Below are 22,247 nucleotides of genomic sequence, written 5' to 3'. Positions count from 1 at the left end.
AAGCACCCGAGCGGGTGAGCGCGCGGGGGCTGGAAGTGACGTACGCCGCACGACAGGATGGGCCCCATGCCGTCTCCGTACGCCGATTCCTCGCTCCTCGCCGAGGCCGCCCAACGCCTGATCCGCACCGTCGACCGCCTCGAGGACGCCGCCTGGGCGGAGCCCAGCGGTCTCCCCGGCTGGACCCGGTCCCACGTGGTGGCCCACCTGATCCTGAACGCGGAGGGGCTGTCCGGCGCGCTGGGCGGGATCGTCCAGGGCGAGCAGATCCCCATGTACCCCTCGCAGGAGGCGCGGGACCAGGACATCGAGGACCTCGCGCAGGCGGACCCCGGGGAGCTGCGGACCCGGCTCCTCGCCGCCACCACCGACTTCGCCGACGCGCTCGCCGCCGTCCCCGAGGACGCGGGATCCACCCCGATCGAGCGGGTGCCCGGCGGCCGCACCTTCCGGACGGCCTCGGTGCCCGACATGCGGATGCGCGAGCTGGAGATCCACCATGCGGACCTCGACGCCGGCTACACCCGTGCCCACTGGGACCCGGGGTTCGCGTGCGCGGTCATCGACTCGATGGCCAAGCGCGAGGCCTGGGACAGTCCGTTCACGGCGCGAGCCACCGACACCGACCGGTCCTGGACCTTCGGTTCGGGCTCAGGGCCTACCGTGTCGGGGACGAGCGCCGACCTCGCGTGGTGGCTGACCGGCCGGGGCACGGGGGACGGACTGACGAGCGACGACGGCGGGCTGCCGGGAATCGGGGCATGGTGACCTACACGGGAGACGTGGAGCCGGGAGGTTCCCCCGACGTCCGCGAGCTGGGGGCGCTGACCATCACCAAGCTGGCCGTCGACCAGCAGATGTCCAACAACTGCTACCTGCTCCGGTGCCACGCGACCGGCGAGCAGGTGCTCGTCGACGCGGCTGCGGAGCCGGACCGGCTGCTCCCGCTGCTCGGCGACGCCGGAATCTCCACGGTGGTCACCACCCACCAGCACTGGGACCACCACCGGGCCCTCGCCGACGTGGTCGCGGCCACGGGCGCCGCGGTCGTGGCCGGCGCCCCGGACGCCGCGGCGATCACCGAGCAGACCGGCGTGCCCGTGACCCGCGAGGTCCGGCAGGGCGACACGATCGCCGTCGGCGACTGCACCCTCGAGGTCATCGCGCTCGCCGGCCACACGCCCGGCTCCGTCGCGCTGCTGTACGACGACCCGGGCGGGCACCCGCACCTCTTCACCGGCGACTCCCTGTTCCCCGGTGGGGTCGGCAACACCTTCGGTGACGAGGCGGCATTCGTGCAGCTCATCGACGACGTCGAGACCAAGGTCTTCCAGCGGCTCCCGGACGACACCTGGTTCTACCCCGGGCACGGGAACGACTCGACCATCGGTGCCGAGCGGCCCCACCTCGCGGAGTGGCGCGCCCGCGGCTGGTGAGGCATCGGCCATCGGGAGCGACGGCCTAGGAGGCGACAGCCCCGCGGAACGCCGCGAAGATCTCCAGGGAGCGCCGGTCCGGGGCCGTCCCGGTCGTCATGTGGTGCACCATCTCGTCGCGAGTCATGCCGGACTCGACCGCGAGGGCCGCGAGCTCGGCGTCGTACAGCTCGACCCAGGTCCACAGCACCAGCGCGGGGATGTGGTGCGCACGCGCGGTCTGGCAGACCTCTGCGGCGCGTGCGCAGGGCATCGACTCGGCGAGCAGCAGCTCGACGTCGAGCGAGGTGACCTGGTCGGGGTTCTCACGGAGGAGGCTGCGGCGCCGCTCGAGCTGACGCCGATGCGAGTCGCCCGAGCGGGGGGCGGCACCGACCGCCCAGTACGCGATGGAGCACACGCCGATGACGGCGGCGTTCACGAGGATCAGGCCGGCAACGAGCATGGAGGCTCCTGAGGGGGGTTGGGGCGCTCGAGCGGAGCCTTCCCGTTCCGGGCGCCTCCTACCCCTGCGGCTGCAGCCGGACTAGACCGCCGGCACGCAGCGCCGCGAAGATCTGCAGCGAGCCCCGGTCCGGGGCCGTCCCGGTCGCCACCCGGTGCACCATCTCGTCGCGCGTCATGCCGGACTCCACGGCCAGCGCCACCAGCTCGGCGTCGTACAGGTCGATCCAGGTCCACAGCACCAGGGCGGGGACGCCCCGGGCCTCCGCGGACGCGCACACCGAGGCCGCGCGGCCGGCCGGGAGCTCCGCGGCGAGCAGCATCCCGACGTCCTGCATCGTGACTCGGTCGGGGTGCTTGTGCAGCTCGGCGAGCCGGCGCTGGAGCTGTCGTAGCCGGGAGTACCGCGCCATCGGCGCGGCCTCGATCTTCCAGTACGCGACGGACACGATGATGAAGACTGCCGCGTTGACGGCGATCAGCCCGAACACGAGCATGCGGGGACTCCGGGGGGATAGGGGGCGCTCGAGATCTCAGCGTTCCCGCCGTGGCCACGGCTCAAACGCGCCTCGTGAGCGTACCCGACGGCTCGGGGGCGACCGGCAGTCCTCAGTGGTAGGTGACCTTGACGTGGTCGGTCACCGGGACCGACTGGCAGCCCAGCCGGATGCCCTCGTCGAGGTCCTCCTGCTCCAGGACGTCGTTGTGCAGCATCCGGACCTCGCCCTCGAGCAGGCGCACCGCGCAGGCGGAGCACTCCCCCTCGCGGCAGGAGTACGGCGCCTTCACGCCCTTCGCCTCGAGGTGCTCGAGCAGCTTCGTGCCCGGCGCCCAGTCGTCGAAGGTGTGGTCCGCACCATCGAGCTCGACCTCGAGCTTGACCGGACCTGCCGGCCCCGGCTCCTGGGCCTCGTCCGCGCAGTCCGGGTCGTCCGGGTCGGACTCCGCGTCGTGGATCTCGTGCTCGGCGGTCTCCTGCTCGTGCAGGTCGCCGAACGGGTTGCCGCCCAGCGAGACGAACTTCTCCTGGTGCCGCCTGGCCCGCGGGAACCCGAGCTCCTTGAGCGCCCCCACGGCGACCTTCATGAAGGGGGCGGGCCCGCAGACGAACGCCTCGTACGTCGAGTACGCCGCGGCGAACGCCCGCAGCTGGTCCTGCCCGGGCAGCCCCTGCACGGACTCCAGCCAGTGCACGACGAGCAGCCGGTCCGGATGCTCGGCCGCCAGCCGGGCCAGCTCGCCGGCGAAGATGACCGAGCGCTCGTCGCGGTTGGCGTAGAACAGCACGACCCGGCCACTCCCCTGCGCCAGCGCGGTGCGGGTGATCGACATGACCGGGGTGATCCCCGACCCGCCGGCGAGGAGCAGGAGGTCGTGGTCCAGCGACTCCGGGGTGAAGATCCCGCTCGGCGGCAGCACCCTCAGCGTGTCCCCCTCGCGGAGGTTGTCGCAGATCCAGTTCGAGGCGTAGCCGTCGGCGGTGCGCTTGACGGTGATCGTGAGCCGCTCCTCCGCGCCGCCGGTCGGGCTGCTGCAAAGGCTGTAGCAGCGCGCCGCCACGCCGGTGCGGTCGCTCGGCACCGCCACGGTCAGGAACTGGCCGGGCCGGTAGCCGAACTTCGCCGCATGCTCCGCGGGCACCTCGAGGGTGATCGAGTGCGCGTCGGCGGTCTCCTCGACCACGTCCACGACCCTGAGCCCGAACGACGGGGGCTCGAAGGACTCGGTGTCCAGGTTGCTCATCAGTAGCCGTCCTCCTCAGTAGCCGTCCTCGGCACCGACCGGGACCGTACCCTCACGCACCGCAGCGTCGATGCTCGCGGACAGCCGCGAGCACCCGGCGTACACCCGGCGACCACCGGGCTCGCCCGCCATCCTCGCGAACTCCTGGCAGTCGGTGAGCGCCCGGTCCGTCCACTGGATGGAGGTGTGGTGCTCGGAGTTCTTCTTGACCCCGACCCGGGCCAGGCAGTCGAGGCACGCGACCTCCACCAGCCGCGCCCGCGTGTAGAGCCGCTGGTCCTCCAGCGTCTCCGCGCTGGTGGGGACGAAGGAGGCCATCAGCGCTGGGTCTCGACAGGCTCGACCGACGAAGGGGAGGCGTCGTCCGGCGAAGGGGAGGCGTCGGCCGCCGGTGCCGAGTCCTCCTCGGCCTTCCTCGCGAGGTTGGCGGCGACCTCCTCACGCCAGTACTCGTTGGCCTTGGTGGTGTCGACCTCGAACTCGAAGCGCTCGGTCATCTCGGGCGTGACGTCGGCCCGGTCGACGTAGAACTGCTCGTACCACCGCCGCAGCTGGTAGACCGGCCCGTCCTCCTCGCACAGCAGCGGGTTCTGGACCGGCGCCTTGTCCAGCCAGATCGCCACGTCCTGCATGAAGCCGTCGCCGAACATGTCGGAGTAGCGCGTGGCGATGTAGCTCGCGGTCTCCTCGTCCACGCCCTCGGGCTTGCGGACGCACAGGCCGTACTGCAGCTTGAAGGACCTTTCGGACGTCGGCACGTGGCAGTTGACCAGGACGACGTCGGTGTTGAAGCCCTTGTAGTCGGTGTTGAGCCAGTTCACCATGTACGACGGCCCGTAGTAGGTGGCCTCCGACTTCAGGACCAGGTCCTCGTCTCCGTACCCCTCGCCCGCCATGTCCGGTCGACCGGTCGACTCCATGAACTGGGTGGCCATGTGGTCCTCGAAGACGTTGCGGAACTTCGTCGGGAACGCGAAGTGGATGTAGAAGAAGTGCGCCATGTCGACGACGTTGTCGATGATCTCGCGGCAGTGCGCGTTCGGGACGTCGATGACCTCCCACGTCCAGTCGGTCCACGCGTCGGTGCCGATCCCCTCCAGCTCCGGGGGCAGGATCTCCAGGTCGGGAGCGGAACCCTCGACGTCGTGCCAGACCAGCAGCTGGCCGTTGCGCACGACCGAGGCGTACTTCTGGGTCCGCGCCCGCAGCGGCACCCGGCGGGCGTACGGGATCGCCTTGCACTTCCCGTCACCTCCCCACCGCCAGTCGTGGAAGGGGCAGGCGATCTCGTCGCCCTTGACCGTCCCCCGGGTGAGGTCCCCGCCCATGTGCCGGCAGTAGCCGTCCAGGACGTGCAGCTCGCCCCGGGTGTCGGACCAGACGACGAGCTTGCCGCCGAAGGCCTCCACCGCGTGCGGCCCACCGTCCTCGAAGCCCCGGGCGAGGCCGAGGCAGTGCCAGCCGCGCGCGAACCGCTCGGGCGGCGTGCCCCGGTCGAGGGCTCTCACGCTTCCTCGGGTGTCCGTCATCGGGCGTGCCTCCAGTGCCGGTGAGCTGCTGTGGACCAAAACGAGAACACGTTATAGTTTTACCACATGCACGTCGCCCTCACACCCGAGCAGATCGCCCTCCGGGAGGAGCTCCGCGACTACTTCGCCGCCCTCGTCACCCCCGAGGTCCGCGCCGGCCTGGCGTCGGCCACCGGCGAGTTCGGCGACTCCCACGTCTACCGCGACGTGATCCGGCAGCTCGGCAGCGACGGCTGGCTCGGCATCGGCTGGCCGGAGGAGTACGGCGGGCAGGCGCGCTCGATGGTCGAGCAGCTGATCTTCACCGACGCCGCGGCCGTGGCCGGCGTCCCGGTCCCGTACCTCACGCTGAACACCGTCGGTCCGACGATCATGCGCTTCGGCACCGACGAGCAGAAGGACTACTTCCTCCCCCGCATCCTCGCCGGCGACCTGCACTTCTCGATCGGCTACTCCGAGCCGGGCTCCGGCACCGACCTCGCCTCGCTGCGGACCCGGGCGGTCCGCGAGGGCGACGAGTGGGTCATCAACGGCCAGAAGATGTGGACCTCGTTGATCCAGTACGCCGACTGGATCTGGCTCGCCTGCCGCACCGACCCCGGCCTCCCGCGTCACAAGGGGCTGTCGATGATCCTCGTCCCGGCGGACGCCACAGGCTTCTCGTACACGCCGGTGCACACGGTCGCCGGGGTCGGCACCAGCGCGACGTACTACGAGGACGTCCGGGTGCCGGTCGGGAACCTGGTCGGCGAGCTGAACGGCGGCTGGGCGCTGATGACGAACCAGCTCAACCACGAGCGCGTCGCGCTCACGTCGTCCGCGCCCCTGACGCACTCCATCGCGCTGGTGCGTCGCTGGGCGCAGGACACCAAGGCCGCGAACGGCGAGCGCGTGATCGACGCCGAGTGGGTGCAGGTCGCGCTCGGTCGCGCCCACGCCCGGACCGAGGCGCTCACCCTGGTCAACTGGAAGCTCGCCGCCGACGCGGACGCCAGGGTCGCGCTCTCCCCCGCCGAGGCGTCGGCCACCAAGATCTACGGCTCCGAGCTGGCCACCGAGGTGTACCGCACGCTGATGGAGGTCGTCGGCCCGAACGCCGCGGTCACCGGCGACTCCGAGGGCGCGGTGCTCGCGGGGCGGCTCGAGCGCTACCACCGCTCGGCGCTGGTGATGACGTTCGGCGGCGGCACCAACGAGATCCAGCGGGACATCATCGGCTACGTCGGGCTCGGCCTGCCCGCGGCGAGACGCTGAGGATCTCGACAAGCTCGATCACCGAGGAGAGCTCGATCACCGAGGGAGAGACATGGACTTCAGCTTCACCCCCGAGCAGGACGAAGCGGCCGAGCTGGCCTCGCGGATCCTGGCGGACGGCACCACCGGCGAGCGGATGCGGGCGGTCGAGCAGGCGGGCGACCGCTTCGACCGCGAGCTGTGGGCACGGCTCGGCCGGGCCGGGCTGCTCGGGCTCTGGCTGCCCGAGGAGCACGACGGCGCCGGCCTCGGGCTGCTGGAGCTGTGCCGGGTGCTGGTCGCGGTCGGTCGGACCGTGGCGCCCGTGCCGCTCGCGGTGCACGGCCCGGCCGCGCGACTGGTCGCCGAGGTCGGCACCGACGCGCAGCGGCGGGCATGGCTTCCGGACGCGGCGACGGGTGCCCGGGTCCTCACCGCGGCGCTGGCCGAGGATCTCGCGTTCGCCCCCGAGCGGCCGGCCACCACGGCGGCGAGCGACGGAGACGGCTGGCGGGTCACCGGCGCCAAGACCGTCGTCCCCGCCGGCACGTACGCCGACGCGTTCCTGGTCCCCGCGGACACCCCCACGGGCGTGGCCGTCTTCCTGGTGCGGCCCGACGACGCCGGGGTCCGCGTCCTCGGCCAGCGCATCTCCGACGGCGACACCGTCGCCCGCCTCGACCTGGACGGCGTCCCGGTCGGCGGCGACCGGCTCCTGGGCGCCGCGGACGGGAACGCGGCCCACCGGCTCCGTCAGCTGCTCCTGCTCGCGGCGTCGGCGCAGCAGCTCGGCATCACCGAGGGGGCGCTGCGTCTGACCGCGGCGTACGCGGGGACGCGCGAGCAGTTCGGTCGCCCGATCGGCACCTTCCAGGCCGTCTCGCAGCGCCTCGCCGACGGCTACATCGACGTCCTCGGCCAGCGCCTGACCCTGTGGCAGGCCGCGTGGCGGCTCGAGGAAGGCCTGCCCGCGGACACCGAGCTGGCCACCGCGAAGCTCTGGGCCGCCGACGCGGGCCACCGGCTCGCCCACACCACGGTGCACGTGCACGGCGGCGTCGGCATCGACCTCGACGGCGAGGCGCATCGCTACTTCACCAGCGCCAAGCGCTTCGAGTTCCTGCACGGCGGCGCGACCCAGCAGGCGCTGGCCGTGGGCCGGGCGCTGGCTGCAGAACCGGCATGACGACCCCGAGCCCCCTCAGCGGTCGAGGAGGCTGCCCGCCCCGTTGGTGAGCCGGACGTCGTAGAAGCCCGTGTTGCCGTCGGAGTACCAGATCGAGTGGCGCTTCACGTCCCAGGCGGGCTGGGACATCGCGAAGGCGCCCATCGCGCTGGGGTTGTCCGGGCGCGTGCCGGTCAGCGGCCTGTTGAAGTAGCCGACCTCGCGGGGCTCCGCCAGGCGGCTGATGTCGAACACCCGCAGCCCGGACAGGATCATCGAACAGGCGACGACCTCCGGGTCCTTCACGTAGGGCACCGAGCAGTAGTGCGCGGCGTACCCCTGCACCGGGATGTCCGCGCCCGGGTCGTTCTTCTCGTCGCCCTCGCGTGCCGACGGCTGGTGCACCTGGAGCCTCAGGTCGGAGACGATCGTCGGTTGCTCGGGGTCGGTCACGTCGATGATGCGGGCGGCCCCCACCGGCGCATTCGCCTGGTCCACGCCGGCGGTGAGCGAGTAGTTGGCGTACTCGTCGACCTCGAGCAGGTAATCGCGGCCGTTGCGGGTGAACGGCTGCGGCACCTGCGGGATCGAGTGCTCGGGCCAGGTGAGGTCCTTGATGACCCGCACCTGGGGATCGGGCTGGCGGTCCTGGATCTCGCTGACGTCGATGATCCGGAGGCCGCCGGAGGAGAAGCGGGCGCCCGCGCCCGAGTTGCCGATGTTCGCGACGTAGAGCGTGCGGCCGTCGGCGGAGACCCGCATGCCGTGGTAGTTCACCCCCGACTGCTCGAAGATCGGCTTCGGCGCGGTGGGGTCGGTCAGGTCGATGGCCACCAGGGTCTGGCCGCCGGTGCTCGAGGCGTAGAAGGTCAGCCCGTCGGGCGACCAGCCGCTCTCGTGCCCGAGCAGCGCGGTCGGCGTCGAGGACAGCAGCTCGGGGTGCCGGCAGCTGGTCTTCACGTCGTACAGGTCGAGCACGCCGGGCTCGGTCCCCGGATTGCCGGAGACGGCGCCGAGCAGGCCGCGCCGCTGGTTCAGCAGCACCGACTCGTGCGGGGTGTCCATGCCGAGCGTCTGGAGGTTGGCGGTCCTCCGAGGCTGCGCCGGGTCGTCCATGTCCAGGACGACCACGCCGAGCCCCTCGCCGGACGTGAACTGGAAGGGAGCGTCCTTCGGGAACAGCAGGGTGGAGTCGTAGAACGCACAGGTGTGGCCCCTGGCGTCGGTGTACCGGAGCACCTTGAAGCCGCCGGTCCGGCCCTGGTGCGAGACCTGCCGGGTGTTGCACCGGTAGCCCTTGGCCGCCCGCCCCGAGTCGTAGTCCGACTGCGGCACCCGACCCTGGATGTCGGTCTCCGGCCGGGCGCCCGCCCCGCACCGGGCCTCCGGCGTGGCCGCCGGGAACGACGATCCGGTCGCCGACATCACACCGGAGACGACCACCCCGGCACAGCACGCGGCGAGGGCTGCGGTGACGACACCGAGGCGTCGGAGGGCGGCGGTGCGGGCACGACGGCTGCTGTCCATGACCACGTCAACGAGCGGGAGCCGCGAAGAGTACGGACGAGCTCACCGGACCGCGGACCCCTCAGGCCCGGAGCTTGTCGAGCCTGGCCACGGCGTCGGCGAAGCCGCTCACCAGGTCGGCCATCACCTCGGCGACGGGACGGACCTCGTTCATCCGGCCCACGATCTGGCCGATCGGCATCGAGATCACGTCCGGGTCGCCGGAGGCGTTGATCCGGTTGTGCGCCTCGGCGACCAGGAGGTTCTGCAGCGGCATCGGCAGCGGCTCGGGGGCGTCGTCGGCCGCCCACGCCTCGGTCCACCTCGTCTTCAGCAGCCGGGCCGGCTTGCCGGTGTAGATGCGGGTGCGCACGGTGTCGCTGGAGGTCGCCCGGGTGAACGCCTCGGTCCAGCCCTCGTTGGACTGGAGGTTCTGGTACTCCTCGGTGCCGAGCCAGATCGACCCGGTCCACACGCCCTGCGCGCCGAGCGCCATCGAAGCCGCGATCTGCCGCCCGGAGCCGATCCCGCCGGCGCCGAGGACGGGCACGTCCGGCCCGACCGCGTCGACGATCTCGGGGGTCAGCACCATGCTCGCGATCTCGCCGGTGTGGCCGCCGGCCTCGTAGCCCTGGGCGACGATCACGTCGACGCCGTTGGCGACGTGCGACAGCGCGTGCTTCGCGGCGCCGGCCAGCGCGGCCACCTTGACGCCGTGCTCGTGGGCCTTCTCGATGACGTCGAGCGGCGGCGAGCCGAGCGCGTTGGCGATCAGCACCGGCCGGTGGGCCAGCGCCACGTCGACGTGGGAGCGCGCCACCGAGTGGAGCCAGCCGAGCACCCCGGCCCGCCCCTCACCCTCGGGCAGCGGGGGTACGCCGAGCTGCTGCAGCGTGCGCTCCACGAAGGAGAGGTGCTCGGGCGGGATCATCGCCTGCAGGTCGACCGACGTGCCCTCGGTGGGGACCTTCATCGGCATCACGACGTCCACGCCGTACGGCTTGCCGTCGGTGTTGTCGTCGAGCCAGCCCAGGGTGCGCTCCAGCTCGTCGGTGTCGTTGAACCGGACGCATCCCAGGACGCCGAGGCCACCGGCCCGCGACACCGCCGCGGCGACGTGCTCGGACGGGGTGAACGCGAAGATCGGGTGGTCGATGCCGAAGGCATCGCAGAGCGGGCTGCGCATCAGGCTCCTGCCATCGTGGTGGCGGCCAGGGCGAGCTCCCTGGCCCGGGGGTACTGGGCCTTGCCCGTCGCGTTGCGGGGGACCTCGTCGACGAGGGCCAGGCTGCGCGGCAGCTTGTAGCCCGACAGCGAGGCCCGCAGGAAGCTCCGGAGCTCGTCGAGCTCGACCGTCTCGCCCGCCCGGGGCTGCACGACCGCGGCCACGGCCTGGCCGTACTTGTCGTCGGGCAGCCCGACCACGAGCGCGTCGTACACCGCCGGGTGCGCCTTGATCGCCATCTCCACCTCCTCGGGGTAGACCTTCTCCCCACCGGTGTTGACGCAGTTCGACCCGCGCCCGAGCAGGGTCACCTTGTTGTCCGGCTCGATCCGGGCGAAGTCGCCGGGCACGGAGTAGCGCACCCCGTCGATCTCGATGAAGGTCCGGGCGGACTTCTCGGGGTCCTTGTAGTAGCCGACCGGGACGTGGTGCGCGCGCGCCAGCCGGCCCACCGCGCCCACGTGCGTGGCGGTGTCGAGGACCCGGTCGGCGTCGTCGAGCACGACGCTCCCGGCGCCGAGGGAGACCAGTGCGCCCTCGCCCTTGATCGACTCCTGGTCCTGCAGCCCCGTGCCCTGGAAGCCGGTCTCCGAGGCGCCGACCGAGTCGGTGAAGAACGTGTTCGGGAACGCCGCCATCCAGCGCTCCTTGACCGCGCGGCTGAAGATCGCGGCACTGCTGGAGACCGCGACCAGGCTCGGGCAGTGGTAGCTCCCCGCCTCGTAGGCCTCGATGAGCGGGCGTGCCATCGCGTCCCCGGTCATGAAGATCAGCTGGACGCCCTCGCGCTCGATGATCTGCCAGGTGCGGACCGGGTCGAACCTGGGCTCCAGGATCGTCAGGTGCCCCGCGAACAGGTGCATCAGGAGGGCGGCCTGGGCGCCACCGTGCATGAGCGGGCTGAGCGGGAAGGTCACCATCCGGCCGTCCTGGGCGGCCTGCTTCGACTGGTCGTGCTCGGTCAGCGGCTCGCCGGTCATGAAGTCGATGCCGCCGCCGAGCACCCGCCAGAAGTCTTCGTGGCGCCACATGACGCCCTTGGGGTACCCGGTGGTGCCACCGGTGTAGACGATGTAGAGGTCGTCCGGGCTGCGCGCGCCGAAGTCGCGCTCGGCGCCCTGCCCCGCCAGGGCGTCGGCCCACGGGACGCCGTCGTACGCCGTGGTGTCGGCGGCGTTGCCCGGGTCCGACGGGTCGGGCATCACCACGACGGTGTGCAGGTCGGGACGCTTGCGGGCACAGGCGGCGACCAGCGGCGCGTAGGGGCGCTCGTGGACCAGCGCCACCAGGTCGGCGTTCTCGAAGAGGTAGTCGAGCTCGCCCTCGACGTAGCGGTAGTTGACGTTGATCGCGACGGCCCGGATCTTGAAGATCGCGAGCAGCGCGACGACGTGCTCGACGCTGTTCTTGGCGTAGACGCCGACGTGGTCCCCGACGCCCACGCCCCGGGAGGCCAGGAAGTGTGCGAGCCGGTTGGCCTCGGCCTCGAGCTCGGCGTAGGTGACCGTCCGGTCCTCGACCTGCAGCGCGGACTTGTCGGCGGCCGCGTCGACCGCGTGCTCGAAGAGGTCTGCGATGTTCAGGGCCACGCGGGCAAGACTAGAACACGTTCTTGTTAGTGGCTAGCATCGCGACCATGAGCTCCCCCGCCGAGACCGCCCCCCACTGCCTGGTCGAGCAGGTCGGCCACACGCTCGTGGTGACCATGAACCGTCCCGAGAGCCGCAACGCCCTCTCCGGGGAGATGCTCGCGATCATGAGCGAGGCGTGGGACCGGGTGAACTCCGACGACAGCGTCCGGGTCGCGATCCTGACCGGGGCCGGGGGCAGCTTCTGCGCGGGCGCCGACCTGAAGGCGATGTCGCAGTCGGCCCCGTCGGACAGCTTCGAGTCCGGCGCGTTCGACCCCTCGGCGATCAAGAGCCTGCTCAAGGGCTTCCGGCTGACCAAGCCGCTGGTCGCGGCCGTCGAGGGCGCCGCGATCGCGGGTGGCACCGAGATCCTCCAGGCCACCGACATCCGGGTCGCCGGGGAGTCGGCCCGCTTCGGCGTGTCCGAGCCGCGCTGGGGCCTCTACCCGCTCGGCGGCTCGGCGGTGCGACTGGTGCGCCAGATCTCGTACACCGTCGCCGCGGACCTGCTGCTCACCGGGCGCCACATCAAGGCGCCGGAGGCGAAGGAGATCGGCCTCATCGGGCACGTCGTGCCGGACGGCAGCGCGCTCGAGAAGGCGCACGAGATCGCCGGCATGATCGCGGCCAACGGACCGCTCGCCGTCCAGGCCGTGCTGAGGACGATGCGCGACTCCGAGGGCCGGCACGAGGACGACTGCTGGAAGGACGACGCGGCCGTGGGTGCCGCGGTCTTCGCCTCCGAGGACGCCAAGGAGGGGCCGCGCGCCTTCGCCGAGAAGCGGCAGCCGGTCTTCCGGGGTCGTTGACCGCCCTCCCGCCGGGGGCTCGACGCGGATCCGGTCAGCGGTGGGCTCCGTTCCCGGTCACGTCACCTTGGGGCCCGCCGCCGTCCAGTGCCTTGTTGAGCGCGTCGACGAAGCCACCGAGTGCCGGGATCTGCTCGGCGAGGCCTTTCCCCTCCAGGACGCGCTCCTCCACGCGCAGGCGCGCACCGGGTACGAAGGTGACCTCGAGCACGACGTCTCCGTCGTCATAGGCGCACTCCCCCGTGCCGAAGATGCGCCGCAGGTCGTTCTCGCGCTCGGACAGTGCCAGGTACGTCGATTCCGGGCCGGTGAAGCAGACGTGTTCTTCGTCGTAGACCGACAGCGCCACCCCGTCGGCGAACGTGTAGTCGATCAGTGCGAGCAGCTCCTCGGCCGTCTGCGGATCCGCGTCCGGGTTCGACTCCTCGGCGGCCTCAGCGGCGGCGACGAACCGGGCGGACTCCTCCGCGAGGAGGTCGTACGCCTGCACCGTGCTCATGGTTGCCGGAGATGCGGTGGCCACCGACGGCGAATCAGTGGCAGGTGTGGAGGCAGAGGGCTTCGTGGTCGTGGTGGTGACCGTCCGTGCCCCGGTCTCGGCGCCACAACCTGCCAGAGCAGTCATCGGCAGCGCCGCCGTCACGGCAGCAAGGAGCAGGCGCACCGACACCTGGATCGACCATCGCATGTGTCATTCATCGGTCGCCCGGCGGCGCGACCTGAGCCGAGCTGCTCTCGGCCCCGCCTGGCACGCGCGCCCGTCACGTCGGGCTGCCGTCCAGGGCTCGCCGGCGGAACCCGGCGACCGCCATCTCCACGACGCGGTCGTGCCCCCAGCGCATGAGCGGGTACGCGACGATCGCTGCCAGGCGCAGTGGCCGGCTCAGCATCTCCAGCGACCAGACCACCGCCACCAGGGTCCCGTCGTCGTCGGGCTCCAGCCGGAACACCGCGCTGCCGCCCACGTCGCCGGCGACCACGGCCTCCAGCAGGTGCGGCCGCTGCGACCTCTCCAGCCGGATGTCCATGCTCAGCCGCCAGGGGACGGGAGGGACGACGGTCGCGTGCAGGACGTTGCCCGCGACCAGCGCGTCGCTGTCGGTGCGGAAGTCCCGCAGCCAGTCCCACCAGGACTCGAACCGGTCGAAGCGCTCGATGGTCCGCCACAGCTCGTCCGGCCCGACCGGGAACCAGAACGCCCCGCGGTAGTCGATCCGGTTCACCTGGTGCGCCATGCGCGTCAGTCCTCCGGCAGGAGCACGGCCCGACGGTCCGGGTAGCCGACGGGGAGCACGTAGGTGCCCCGCCGCTGGCTGTAGAGCACCCGCCAGTGCCAGTAGCCGCGGTAGGCCCAGTCCGCCACCTGCATGCTGTGGGCGTACGCGCTCACAGCCCGCACGTAGCTGCGTGACTGGTTGTAGTGCCACAGCGCCCCGGCCATGTCACCCGGCGCGCCGTTGGCCCTCAGCAGGCGCGCCGCGCCGAGGATGGCGTCGCCCGGATCATTGACGTCGCCGCCCGCGCCGTACGCCGCCCAGGTGGCCGGGATGAACTGCATGGGCCCGTGTGCCCCGGCGGTGCTGGTGCCGCGGATCCGGCCCATGCGCGTCTCGACCAGGTTGATCGCGGCCAGATAGGTCCATGGCACACCGGTGCGCCGCTCGGCGGCCCGGAAGTAGCCGAGGAGCTCCCCGGGCGGAGCCGGCGCGACGATGCGCCAGCGCGGCAGCCGGGGCTCCGGAGCGGTCATGGCACCGAGCAGTCGGGAGGCCCGGACGCTCGCTCGGGTGACGAGCGCCGTAGGGCGGTCCAGCCGACCCGTCACCCGGTCCTCGAACCGGTCGGAGCCCGTGGCCAGGCCGCGTACGGCGAGCTGCTGCAGCTCGCCGGCGCGCTGCTGCTCGGCCGCCGCGGCGTCCGGGTCCCGCAGCGTTGCCGCGGCGCGCGCGAGCTGGGTCGCCAGCACCTCCGGCCGCCCGGACGGGACCGTCGCCGACGTGGCCCCGGACGGGCTCGGCGCCGCGCTCACCCCTGGTGCCCGGCCACCGGCGTCCGGGCCACCGGCGTCCTCCGCGGCCGGTCCGCTGCAGGAAACGAGCAGGCAGGCCGCAGCCACGACGGCGGCCGCAGGCGCGGCGTACGGGGAGCTCACCTCGTCAGGGTAGGCACGCGGGCACAGTCAGCCCACGGCGCGTGCGCCGGTCCAGAACTGCGCGCGCAGCGCCTTCTTGTCGGGCTTGCCGAGGCCGGTCAGCGGCAGCGACTCCGCGGCGATCACCTGCTTGGGTGCCTGGACCGCGCCCTTGCGAACCTTCACCAGCTGTTTGATGTCCGCCGCCAGCGCCTCGTCGAGCTCGTGGCCCGGACGCAGCACCACGACCGCGGTGACCGCTTCCCCCCAGCGCTCGTCGGGGGTGCCGATGACGCCGACCTGGGCGACCGCCGGGTGCTCGGCCACGACGTCCTCGACCTCGCGGGGGAAGACGTTGAACCCGCCGGTGACGATCATGTCCTTGGTGCGGTCGACGATGAACCAGAAGCCGTCCTCGTCCTCCCGCGCCACGTCGCCGGTGTGCATCCAGCCGTCGTCGCGGAACGTCTCGGCGGTGGTGTCCGGGAGCTTCCAGTAGCCGCCCGCCAGCAGCGGGCCCGCCACGCAGATCTCGCCCGGCTCCCCCACCGCGACGGGCCGCCCGTCCTCACCGAGCAGGGCGGTGCGCAGGAACGCCGAGGGCCGCCCGCACGAGGAGAGCCGGCCGGGGGTCGAGCCTGTCGAGACGACGTGGTCGCCCTTGGCCAGGTAGCTGATCACCATCGGCGCCTCGGACTGGCCGTAGTACTGGGCGAAGATCGGGCCGAACCGCTCGATCGCCTCCTGCAGGCGCACCGGGTTGATCGCGGAGGCGCCGTAGTAGACGGTCTCGAGCGAGGAGAGGTCCCGCGTCCGCGAGTCGGGGTGGTCCATCAGGGCGTAGAGCATCGACGGCACCAGCATCGTGGCGGTGATCCGCTGCTCCTCGATGGTGCGCAGCACCTCGGCTGGGTCGAACCTCGCCAGCACGTGCAGCGTGCCCCCCTTGATCACCGTCGGCACGAAGAACGCCGCCCCCGCGTGCGAGAGCGGCGTGCACATCAGGAACCGGGGCGACTCGGGCCACTCCCACTCGGCGAGCTGGATCTGGGTCATCGTCGCCATGGTGCGGGCGGTGCCGATGACGCCCTTCGGCTTGCCGGTGGTGCCGCCGGTGTAGGTGATCGACACGACGTGGTCGGGCGGCAGCGTGACCGCCTCCAGCCGCTGCGGGTCGAACGTCGCCGCCTTCGCCGCGAGGTCCGCGCACGAGCGGCCCCCGGACGCCGCGGTCTCGGCGAGCTCGTCGGGCACCGGTCCGATGGTCAGCACCTGCCGCAGACCGGGGCACCTCTCGAGCAGCCCGACGGCGCGCTCGACGAACGTGGGCACCGGGTCGATGACCAGCGTCGTGATCTCGGCGTCGTCCAGCACGTAGGCGTGGTCGTCCAGCGAGCCCAGCGGGTGCAGCGACGTCCGCCGGTAGCCCTGCGTCTGGCCCGCGCCGAGGATGAACAGCACCTCGGGCCGGTTCAGCGCCAGCAGGGCGGCCCCGGCACCGCGGCCGGCGCCGAGCGCCTCGAAGGCCTGGACGTACTGGCTGACCCGCGCCTCGGTCTCACCACCGGTGAGCGTGGTCTCGCCGAGGAACATGACGGGCTCGTCCCGGTGTCGCCGCAGCGCCGCCAGCATCAGGTGTCCGTTGTGGGTGCCGGTGAACAGGTCGGTCATGCCGCGAGACTAGAACCTGTTTCAGTTCTAGGCCAGTGCCGGCCCCGGACGAAGATGCACCGACACACGTCGATGAGATTGATGCACACCGGCGGATGTGGTCTCGTGTCTGCTCCTGCCCAAGATGAGCGAGCCGCCCGGACCGTGACGGTCTCGATGGAACGCACCCACACGATCGGTACGGACTCGGGTTGACTGCCATCCTGCTGAGCGGCACGTGCGCGCTCATGGTGTCGTTGCTCCTCACTCGCTGGGCGATCCCGCAGTTCGCGTCCTGGGGCCTGGGTCAGCTGATCCGCGACGACGGTCCGGAGACGCATCACCTCAAGCGCGGCACTCCCACGATGGGAGGCGCCGCGATCGTGGTCTCGGTGCTGATCGGCTACGGACTCGCCCGGCTCGTGTCCGGCGACGCACCCTCACGGTCCGCGCTCCTGGTGCTCTTCCTCCTGGTGGGCATGTCAGGGGTGGGCTTCCTCGACGACTTCATCAAGGTGCGGAAGCAGCGCAGTCTCGGTCTGCGGAGCAAGGCCAAGCTGCTGGGGCAGACCGGGGTCAGCCTCACGTTCGGACTCCTGGCGCTTCTCCACGCCCCGTCGAACGGCGGGCTCGCTCCTGCATCTCTCAGGTTGTCCCTCGTCACTGACGTCGGCCCGGCGTTGCCGGCGGCGATCGTGCTGGCGCTCATCTGGTTCATGGTGAGCGGGACCAGCAACGCCACGAACCTGATCGACGGCCTCGACGGCCTGCTCACCGGCAGCGCCGTGATGGTCTTCGCCGCCTACATCATCATCGGGATCTGGCAGAACAACCACCTGTGCGGCTCGGCGAGCCCGGCGGACGGCTTGTGCTACCAGGTCGCCTCTCCCCTGGACCTGGCCACGGTCGCGGCCGCGCTGACCGGTGCCTGCTTCGGGTTCCTGTGGTGGAACGCATCTCCGGCCAAGATCATCATGGGAGACACGGGCTCCCTCGCCCTCGGGGCAGCCATGGCGGGGTTCGCGGTGCTGACGCGCACCGAGCTGCTTCTGGTCGTCCTCGGGGGCCTGTACGTGGCCGTCACCGGGTCGGTGATGATCCAGGTTTCTTGGTTCAAGCTGACCAGGCGCACCACGGGAGTGGGCAGGAGAGTCTTCCGCATGACGCCGCTTCATCATCACTTCGAGATGCTCGGATGGGAGCAGGTGACGGTGGTGATCCGCTTCTGGATCGTTGCGGGCGTCTGCGTCGCGGCTGCGCTCGGGATCTTCTACAGCGGCTGGGTGGGAAGCGTGAGCTGAATCGTCGACTGGGCACGTCGAGCCCACCATCCCAGCGCGAGTAGGCCGCCGGCCCGAGCTTGCGTTTGTTCGTCATGGCTCGACGCAGAACTCGTTGCCTTCCGGATCGGTCATGACAACGAGGTCCTCGCTCCGAGACTGAATCCGGGCACCGCACGCAACGAGTCGATCCAACTCGTCCTGCAACACTCCAACGGCACGCAGATCGAAGTGCTGCCGGTTCTTCGCGGCCCTCCGTTCAGGCACGCGCTGGAACCAGAGATTCGGCCCTCCCCAGCCGGGAGCCTCCACCCAGGCTCGATCTCGGGTGCTGTCCTCGTCCACGTTCGATCCGAGGGCCGCCGCCCAGAACTCGGCGACGACGAGTGCGTCCTCGCAGTCGAAGGTGACCGACTTGACGTAGCAGACCATGACGGCAACCTATTTCGGCCATTGAACGAATGACCGCTCATCGGCAGACGGGCGGCTGGCAGTCGCTGCCCAGAACCAGCGCTACCCGGCTACGGTCCGCCCACTACCTTCGTCCTGGTTCGCCAACCCGCCTGAGCGCAGGTCAGGTGGCGGCGATCAGACCAGCCACGACGGTCAGGAAGGCGACCACCAGCCCGAGGACGCCCAGGACCGCCGTGGCGCCCCCGAGGTTGCGGGCCGTGACCGCGGTCGAGGCGAGGCCGCGCCTGCCGAGGACGAGCGCCGTGACCGCCAACAGGCCCTGGGTGACCCCGGTGGCCATGACGACGTCTTCGAAGGCGTTCGAGCCGTCCCGGGCGATGAAGCTCTGCAGGGCGAGAACCCAGGCGCCGTTGGTGAGCAGGCTCAGCACTGCGATGGTGAAGCCGGCGATCGCCGCGACTGTCGGTGTGAGCCAGGCGTCGGCGGATGCGCCGCCCCCAGAGGGTCCATGCAGCTCTGACATGCGTTCTCCCGTGATCGACGACGAGGGGCCGAGGCCATCCCGCTACCTCGCCGGTCCTGGAGTCCGAGTGTCGGTGGTCGCTGTTTGACTGTCTCCATGCCCGAGATGCAGGCGCTCGACGACATGTCGGAGGACCAGGTCCTCGACTTCGCCGGCGCCCGTGCCGAGGCGGCCCGCCGCGCGGAGGTGGACCTGCTCCGGGCGGCCTACCACTGGTCGGTCCTCCACTCCGCGGAGCGGCTCGATCCCGCCGAGACCGGGAAGCCGGGCCGGGAGCAGGCACGACGGCTGGGCGGCGACGGCGTGCCGGAGGTCTCCGAGTTCGCGGCCGCGGAGCTCGGCGCCCGGATCGGCCGCTCGCCCTATGCGGCCGCGCGGCTGATGGCCGACGCCCAGGACCTGCACCACCGGCACCCACAACTGTGGGCGCGGGTCCGGGCCATGGAGGTGCGCGCCTCCTACGCCCGCCACGTGACCGCGAAGACGCGCGACCTGAGCCTGGCGCAGGCGGCGTACGTCGACGCCGCGGTCGCCGAGTCCGCCGACGGGCGGATCCCGTGGCCCCGGTTCGAGGCCCTGGTCGAGGCCAAGGTCGCCCAGGCCGCGCCCGAGGTCGCCCGGGAGAAGGAGCAGCGAGCCGCCACGGCACGGTTCGCGAAGAAGCTGCGCGGCGAGGCGCACGGGATGGCGTCGTTCCTGATCCGCGCCGACGTCGCGACCATCGACCAGATCGAGGCCGCGGTCACCGCGGCCGCCCAGCACCTCGCGCAGACGCTGCCGGACGCCGAGCACCTCCCCACCGACGACGACCGTCGGGTGCACGCCCTGCTGCTGATGGCCCACCCCGGCGCCGAACCCGACACGAAGCTCCCGGACCTGCTCCCCGAGGTCCAGCTCCACGTCCACACCTACCGGCACCCCGACGGTGAGGGCATCGCCCGCGTCGAGGGCCACGGCCCGGTCACCGAGGACTGGGTCCGCAACCTGCTCGGGCCGCGGGCCCGGTTCACGGTCCGGCCCGTGCTCGACCTCGCCGGCCAGGCGCCGGTGGACGCCTACGAGATCCCGGACCGACATCGGCAGGCCGTGCATCTGATGACGCCGGCCGACACCTTTCCCTACGCCTCCTGCACTACCCGGACCAAGCAGGTGGACCACACCGTGCCGCACGCCCGGGGCGGTGTCACCGGGGTGGGCAACTACGGCCCGATGACCATCCCGCACCACCGGATCAAGACCCACGGCCGGTGGCAGGTCCAGCAGCCCTACCCCGGCCTCTACCTCTGGCGCGACCCGCACGGCGCGTTCTACCTCGTCGACCACACCGGCACCCGCCGGCTCCCGCGCGAGACCCTCGACCAAGGCCCTCCCGAACGACACCGGCCGGCTCACGTCATCGAGATCTGGCACTCGCCGATCGAGCTCGGGCTCGAGTGCGCCGCCTGACCACAGCCACAGCGGCGTAGCGTGAGGATGCTCGGCACGGAGGAAGGAAGGCGCGATGAGCGATTCGGACGACGTCACCTGCGTCCATCCCGAGGATCGTCGGGTCACCGACCCGACGCCGGGAAAGACGCGCGAGCAGGCCATCGCCGTGGACGGGCTCTGGTCCGGCTTCGTGCGCACGGAGCCCGGGGTGGCCTCCGGGTGGCACCACCACGGCGATCACGACACCTCCGTCTACGTCATCGAGGGCACCGTTCGCATCGAGTTCGGTCCCGGCGGCGCCCAGGCCCTCGATGCCGGGCCCGGCGACTTCGTCCGCATCCCCAGGTACGTCGTGCACCGAGAGGTCAACTCCGGGTCGACCACCTCGCAGGAGGTGATCACCCGCTCCGGCACCGGCCCGCTGACCACCAATGTCGAGGGGCCGGATCCCCTCGACGACTGATTCAGGCCTCGAGCATCTGCCCAAGCGCGGTCACGGTGCGCCAGTTCCGGATCGTCAGGGCGGCGTAGACGGGCGTGCCGATGATCTTCGAGACCCGGCTCCGTGAGGCGAGCGCGGTCACTCGCCGGTGGTAGAAGGCCAGGTCACCGCAGCTCACGTCGTCGACCTCGGGGTTGACGGGGATGTGCGGCTCGACGTCAGCCGCTGCGACACCGAGGTAGAAGCCCACGTCGTACCGGTACCGCTCGGGTTCCGACCCGAACCCCGGTGGCGCCTGGTCGAGGACCGACCCGAAGGCCGCGGAGTCGAGGACCAGCACGCGGATGAGCTCAGAGTCCAGCTCGAACCTGGAGGGCAGGCTCTGCTCGATGTGGGCGGCGACCTCCGTGGCCGGCCGTTCGGACTCCAGCAGCACGTTGCCGGTCTGGATGTAGGTGCGGACGTTCCCGAAGTGGTCGTCGAGGTGCTCCCGGAGTGCCCGCATGGCCACCTTGTTCCGCCCGCCCACGTTGATGCCGCGCAGGAGTACGACGTACCGCATCGGCTCAGCCGCGCCGTGGGACCACATCGGCCACCTGACGGACCTCCTCGGGCGTCCGGCAGCTCAGCAGCAGCGTGGTCACGCCCGTCTCCTCCCACTGGGCCACCCGCTCGCGGACCTCGCCGACCGTGCCGACGATGTGCATGTCGTCCACCAGGTCGTCGGGGATGAGTGCCGTCGCCTCGTCCTTGCGCCCCGCCAGGTAGAGCTCCTGCACGCGGTCGGCGAGGTCGGCGTACCCCATCCGCTCAAAGACCCGCTTGTGGAAGTTCTGCTCCTTGGCCCCCATCCCGCCCATGTAGAGGGAGACGAACGGCTTCAGCGCGGCGAGCACGCCGGCCTTGTCGTCGGTGACCTGCAGGTGGCAGGTGGCGGCTATCTCGAAGTCGGCTCGGGTACGTCGCGCCCCCTCGCGCGCGAAGCCCTCGTCCAGCCAGGGCTGGTACATCCCCGCCGACCTCGGGGTGTAGAAGATCGGCAGCCAGCCGTCGGCGATCTCGGCGGTCTGGGCGACGTTCTTCGGCCCCTCGGCTCCCAGCCAGATCGGGATGTCGGGACGCAGCGGGTGCACGATCGGCTTCAGCGGCTTGCCGAGGCCGACCGACCCCTCGCCCCGGTAGGGCAGCGGGTAGTGCGGCCCGTCGTTCGTCACGGGCGCCTCGCGCGCGAGCACCTGGCGGATGATGTCGACGACCTCGCGGGTGCGGGCCAGCGGTCTGGCGAAGGGCTGGCCGTACCACCCCTCCACCACCTGCGGACCGCTCACGCCCATGCCGAGGACGACCCGGCCGCCGCTCAGGTGGTCGAGCGTGAGGGCGTGCATGGCGATCGAGGTGGGCGTGCGTCCGGACATCTGGACGATCGAGGTCCCGAGCCGGAGGCGGGAGGTCTCGCGCCCCCACCACGCGAGCGGCGTGAACGCGTCCGATCCCCACGCCTCGGCGGTGAACACCGCGTCGAACCCGGACTCCTCGGCGGCCCGCACGAGCTCACCCACCCCGGCGGGCGGCTGCGCGCCCCAGTACCCCAGCTGCAGTCCCAGCTTCATGCCGCCACCCTCTCAGACCCACTTGTCACAACGTAGAACGTGTTCTAG

The 22,247-nt window shown here is 71.5% G+C and carries 24 protein-coding genes; 8 read left to right on the top strand and 16 right to left on the bottom strand.

What is annotated here, in order from left to right; translation table 11 throughout:
* Window positions 1–66 precede the first annotated feature (66 nt).
* Together ABD268_RS16605 and ABD268_RS16600 are read left to right on the top strand one after the other, a co-directional pair.
* On the top strand, window positions 67–768 hold the full coding sequence (locus ABD268_RS16605) for a maleylpyruvate isomerase family mycothiol-dependent enzyme (protein WP_344154678.1): 702 nt from the start codon (window positions 67–69) through the stop codon (window positions 766–768).
* Window positions 762–1,436, top strand: coding sequence for an MBL fold metallo-hydrolase (locus ABD268_RS16600; RefSeq protein ID WP_344154675.1), 675 nt, complete (start codon window positions 762–764; stop codon window positions 1,434–1,436). Before ABD268_RS16605 ends, ABD268_RS16600 begins: the two co-directional genes overlap by 7 nt.
* 25 nt (window positions 1,437–1,461) lie before the next feature.
* On the opposite strand, the gene ABD268_RS16595 is transcribed toward ABD268_RS16600, so the two are convergent.
* The 5 genes from ABD268_RS16595 to ABD268_RS16575 form a co-directional block, all read right to left on the bottom strand.
* Entirely contained in the window at window positions 1,462–1,881 is a 420-nt protein-coding gene (locus tag ABD268_RS16595) for a hypothetical protein (RefSeq protein ID WP_344154672.1), read from the bottom strand.
* Window positions 1,882–1,939: 58 nt separating this feature from the next.
* Complete coding sequence (locus ABD268_RS16590; protein WP_344154669.1) at window positions 1,940–2,377, bottom strand: hypothetical protein; 438 nt, start codon at window positions 2,375–2,377, stop codon at window positions 1,940–1,942.
* A gap of 112 nt (window positions 2,378–2,489) precedes the next feature.
* Window positions 2,490–3,623 (bottom strand): 2Fe-2S iron-sulfur cluster-binding protein, encoded by a 1,134-nt coding sequence (locus ABD268_RS16585; protein WP_344154666.1) that lies wholly within the window; start codon window positions 3,621–3,623, stop codon window positions 2,490–2,492.
* 15 nt (window positions 3,624–3,638) lie between these two features.
* Window positions 3,639–3,941, bottom strand: coding sequence for a hypothetical protein (locus ABD268_RS16580; RefSeq protein WP_344154663.1), 303 nt, complete (start codon window positions 3,939–3,941; stop codon window positions 3,639–3,641).
* Window positions 3,941–5,131, bottom strand: a complete 1,191-nt coding sequence (locus ABD268_RS16575) for a 3-ketosteroid-9-alpha-monooxygenase, oxygenase component (RefSeq protein WP_344154660.1) — start codon at window positions 5,129–5,131, stop codon at window positions 3,941–3,943. Before ABD268_RS16575 ends, ABD268_RS16580 begins: the two co-directional genes overlap by 1 nt.
* A gap of 87 nt (window positions 5,132–5,218) precedes the next feature.
* Between ABD268_RS16575 and ABD268_RS16570 the strand changes: the two genes are divergently transcribed.
* Together ABD268_RS16570 and ABD268_RS16565 are read left to right on the top strand one after the other, a co-directional pair.
* Window positions 5,219–6,406: an acyl-CoA dehydrogenase family protein gene (locus tag ABD268_RS16570; protein WP_344154657.1), complete on the top strand. Its 1,188-nt coding sequence runs from the start codon at window positions 5,219–5,221 to the stop codon at window positions 6,404–6,406.
* A 52-nt stretch (window positions 6,407–6,458) separates the two neighbouring features.
* Complete coding sequence (locus tag ABD268_RS16565; RefSeq protein WP_344154654.1) at window positions 6,459–7,571, top strand: acyl-CoA dehydrogenase family protein; 1,113 nt, start codon at window positions 6,459–6,461, stop codon at window positions 7,569–7,571.
* Between the two features lie 15 nt (window positions 7,572–7,586).
* On the opposite strand, the gene ABD268_RS16560 is transcribed toward ABD268_RS16565, so the two are convergent.
* The 3 genes from ABD268_RS16560 to ABD268_RS16550 all read right to left on the bottom strand — a co-directional run bounded on the left by ABD268_RS16560 (window position 7,587) and on the right by ABD268_RS16550 (window position 11,870).
* Window positions 7,587–9,077: an LVIVD repeat-containing protein gene (locus ABD268_RS16560; protein ID WP_344154651.1), complete on the bottom strand. Its 1,491-nt coding sequence runs from the start codon at window positions 9,075–9,077 to the stop codon at window positions 7,587–7,589.
* Window positions 9,078–9,138: 61 nt separating this feature from the next.
* Window positions 9,139–10,242, bottom strand: coding sequence for an NAD(P)H-dependent flavin oxidoreductase (locus ABD268_RS16555; protein ID WP_344154649.1), 1,104 nt, complete (start codon window positions 10,240–10,242; stop codon window positions 9,139–9,141).
* The gene (locus ABD268_RS16550) at window positions 10,242–11,870 is read right to left on the bottom strand and encodes an acyl-CoA synthetase (protein ID WP_344154648.1); all 1,629 of its coding nucleotides are present in this window, start codon (window positions 11,868–11,870) and stop codon (window positions 10,242–10,244) included. Before ABD268_RS16550 ends, ABD268_RS16555 begins: the two co-directional genes overlap by 1 nt.
* A 47-nt stretch (window positions 11,871–11,917) precedes the next feature.
* Between ABD268_RS16550 and ABD268_RS16545 the strand changes: the two genes are divergently transcribed.
* Window positions 11,918–12,721, top strand: coding sequence for a crotonase/enoyl-CoA hydratase family protein (locus tag ABD268_RS16545; RefSeq protein ID WP_344154645.1), 804 nt, complete (start codon window positions 11,918–11,920; stop codon window positions 12,719–12,721).
* Window positions 12,722–12,755: 34 nt separating this feature from the next.
* Here ABD268_RS16545 and ABD268_RS16540 read toward each other — a convergent pair whose 3' ends face one another.
* The 4 genes from ABD268_RS16540 to fadD8 all read right to left on the bottom strand — a co-directional run bounded on the left by ABD268_RS16540 (window position 12,756) and on the right by fadD8 (window position 16,523).
* Window positions 12,756–13,220 carry a hypothetical protein gene (locus ABD268_RS16540; protein ID WP_344154642.1) on the bottom strand — a complete coding sequence of 155 codons (465 nt, stop codon included), beginning with the start codon at window positions 13,218–13,220 and terminating at the stop codon, window positions 12,756–12,758.
* A 262-nt stretch (window positions 13,221–13,482) separates the two neighbouring features.
* Window positions 13,483–13,956 carry an SRPBCC family protein gene (locus ABD268_RS16535; protein WP_344154640.1) on the bottom strand — a complete coding sequence of 158 codons (474 nt, stop codon included), beginning with the start codon at window positions 13,954–13,956 and terminating at the stop codon, window positions 13,483–13,485.
* A gap of 5 nt (window positions 13,957–13,961) precedes the next feature.
* A complete protein-coding gene (locus ABD268_RS16530) occupies window positions 13,962–14,873 on the bottom strand; it encodes a lytic transglycosylase domain-containing protein (RefSeq protein WP_344154638.1) in 912 nt (303 codons plus the stop codon).
* A 27-nt stretch (window positions 14,874–14,900) separates the two neighbouring features.
* Window positions 14,901–16,523: a fatty-acid--CoA ligase FadD8 gene (gene fadD8 / locus ABD268_RS16525; RefSeq protein WP_344154636.1), complete on the bottom strand. Its 1,623-nt coding sequence runs from the start codon at window positions 16,521–16,523 to the stop codon at window positions 14,901–14,903.
* Between the two features lie 227 nt (window positions 16,524–16,750).
* On the opposite strand from fadD8, the gene mraY reads away from it, so the two are divergent.
* Complete coding sequence (mraY, locus tag ABD268_RS16520) at window positions 16,751–17,803, top strand: phospho-N-acetylmuramoyl-pentapeptide-transferase (protein WP_425573748.1); 1,053 nt, start codon at window positions 16,751–16,753, stop codon at window positions 17,801–17,803.
* Between the two features lie 72 nt (window positions 17,804–17,875).
* Here mraY and ABD268_RS16515 read toward each other — a convergent pair whose 3' ends face one another.
* Both ABD268_RS16515 and ABD268_RS16510 read right to left on the bottom strand, forming a co-directional pair.
* The gene (locus ABD268_RS16515; protein WP_344154630.1) at window positions 17,876–18,214 is read right to left on the bottom strand and encodes a VOC family protein; all 339 of its coding nucleotides are present in this window, start codon (window positions 18,212–18,214) and stop codon (window positions 17,876–17,878) included.
* A 142-nt stretch (window positions 18,215–18,356) separates the two neighbouring features.
* Window positions 18,357–18,719, bottom strand: coding sequence for a hypothetical protein (locus tag ABD268_RS16510; RefSeq protein WP_344154627.1), 363 nt, complete (start codon window positions 18,717–18,719; stop codon window positions 18,357–18,359).
* 96 nt (window positions 18,720–18,815) lie between these two features.
* Between ABD268_RS16510 and ABD268_RS16505 the strand changes: the two genes are divergently transcribed.
* Both ABD268_RS16505 and ABD268_RS16500 read left to right on the top strand, forming a co-directional pair.
* Window positions 18,816–20,165 (top strand): HNH endonuclease signature motif containing protein, encoded by a 1,350-nt coding sequence (locus ABD268_RS16505; protein WP_344154624.1) that lies wholly within the window; start codon window positions 18,816–18,818, stop codon window positions 20,163–20,165.
* A gap of 55 nt (window positions 20,166–20,220) precedes the next feature.
* Entirely contained in the window at window positions 20,221–20,610 is a 390-nt protein-coding gene (locus tag ABD268_RS16500; protein WP_344154621.1) for a cupin domain-containing protein, read from the top strand.
* Window position 20,611: 1 nt separating this feature from the next.
* On the opposite strand, the gene ABD268_RS16495 is transcribed toward ABD268_RS16500, so the two are convergent.
* On the bottom strand, window positions 20,612–21,151 hold the full coding sequence (locus tag ABD268_RS16495; protein ID WP_344154618.1) for a DUF1697 domain-containing protein: 540 nt from the start codon (window positions 21,149–21,151) through the stop codon (window positions 20,612–20,614).
* A 4-nt stretch (window positions 21,152–21,155) separates the two neighbouring features.
* Complete coding sequence (locus ABD268_RS16490; protein ID WP_344154615.1) at window positions 21,156–22,199, bottom strand: LLM class F420-dependent oxidoreductase; 1,044 nt, start codon at window positions 22,197–22,199, stop codon at window positions 21,156–21,158.
* Between the last annotated feature and the right edge of the window lie 48 nt (window positions 22,200–22,247).

It is taken from the genome of Nocardioides koreensis (assembly GCF_039531775.1).
GTDB lineage: Bacteria > Actinomycetota > Actinomycetes > Propionibacteriales > Nocardioidaceae > Nocardioides > Nocardioides koreensis.
The sequence above is the reverse complement of the archived record's forward strand: the minus strand, read 5'-3'. Positions and strand labels throughout refer to the sequence as shown.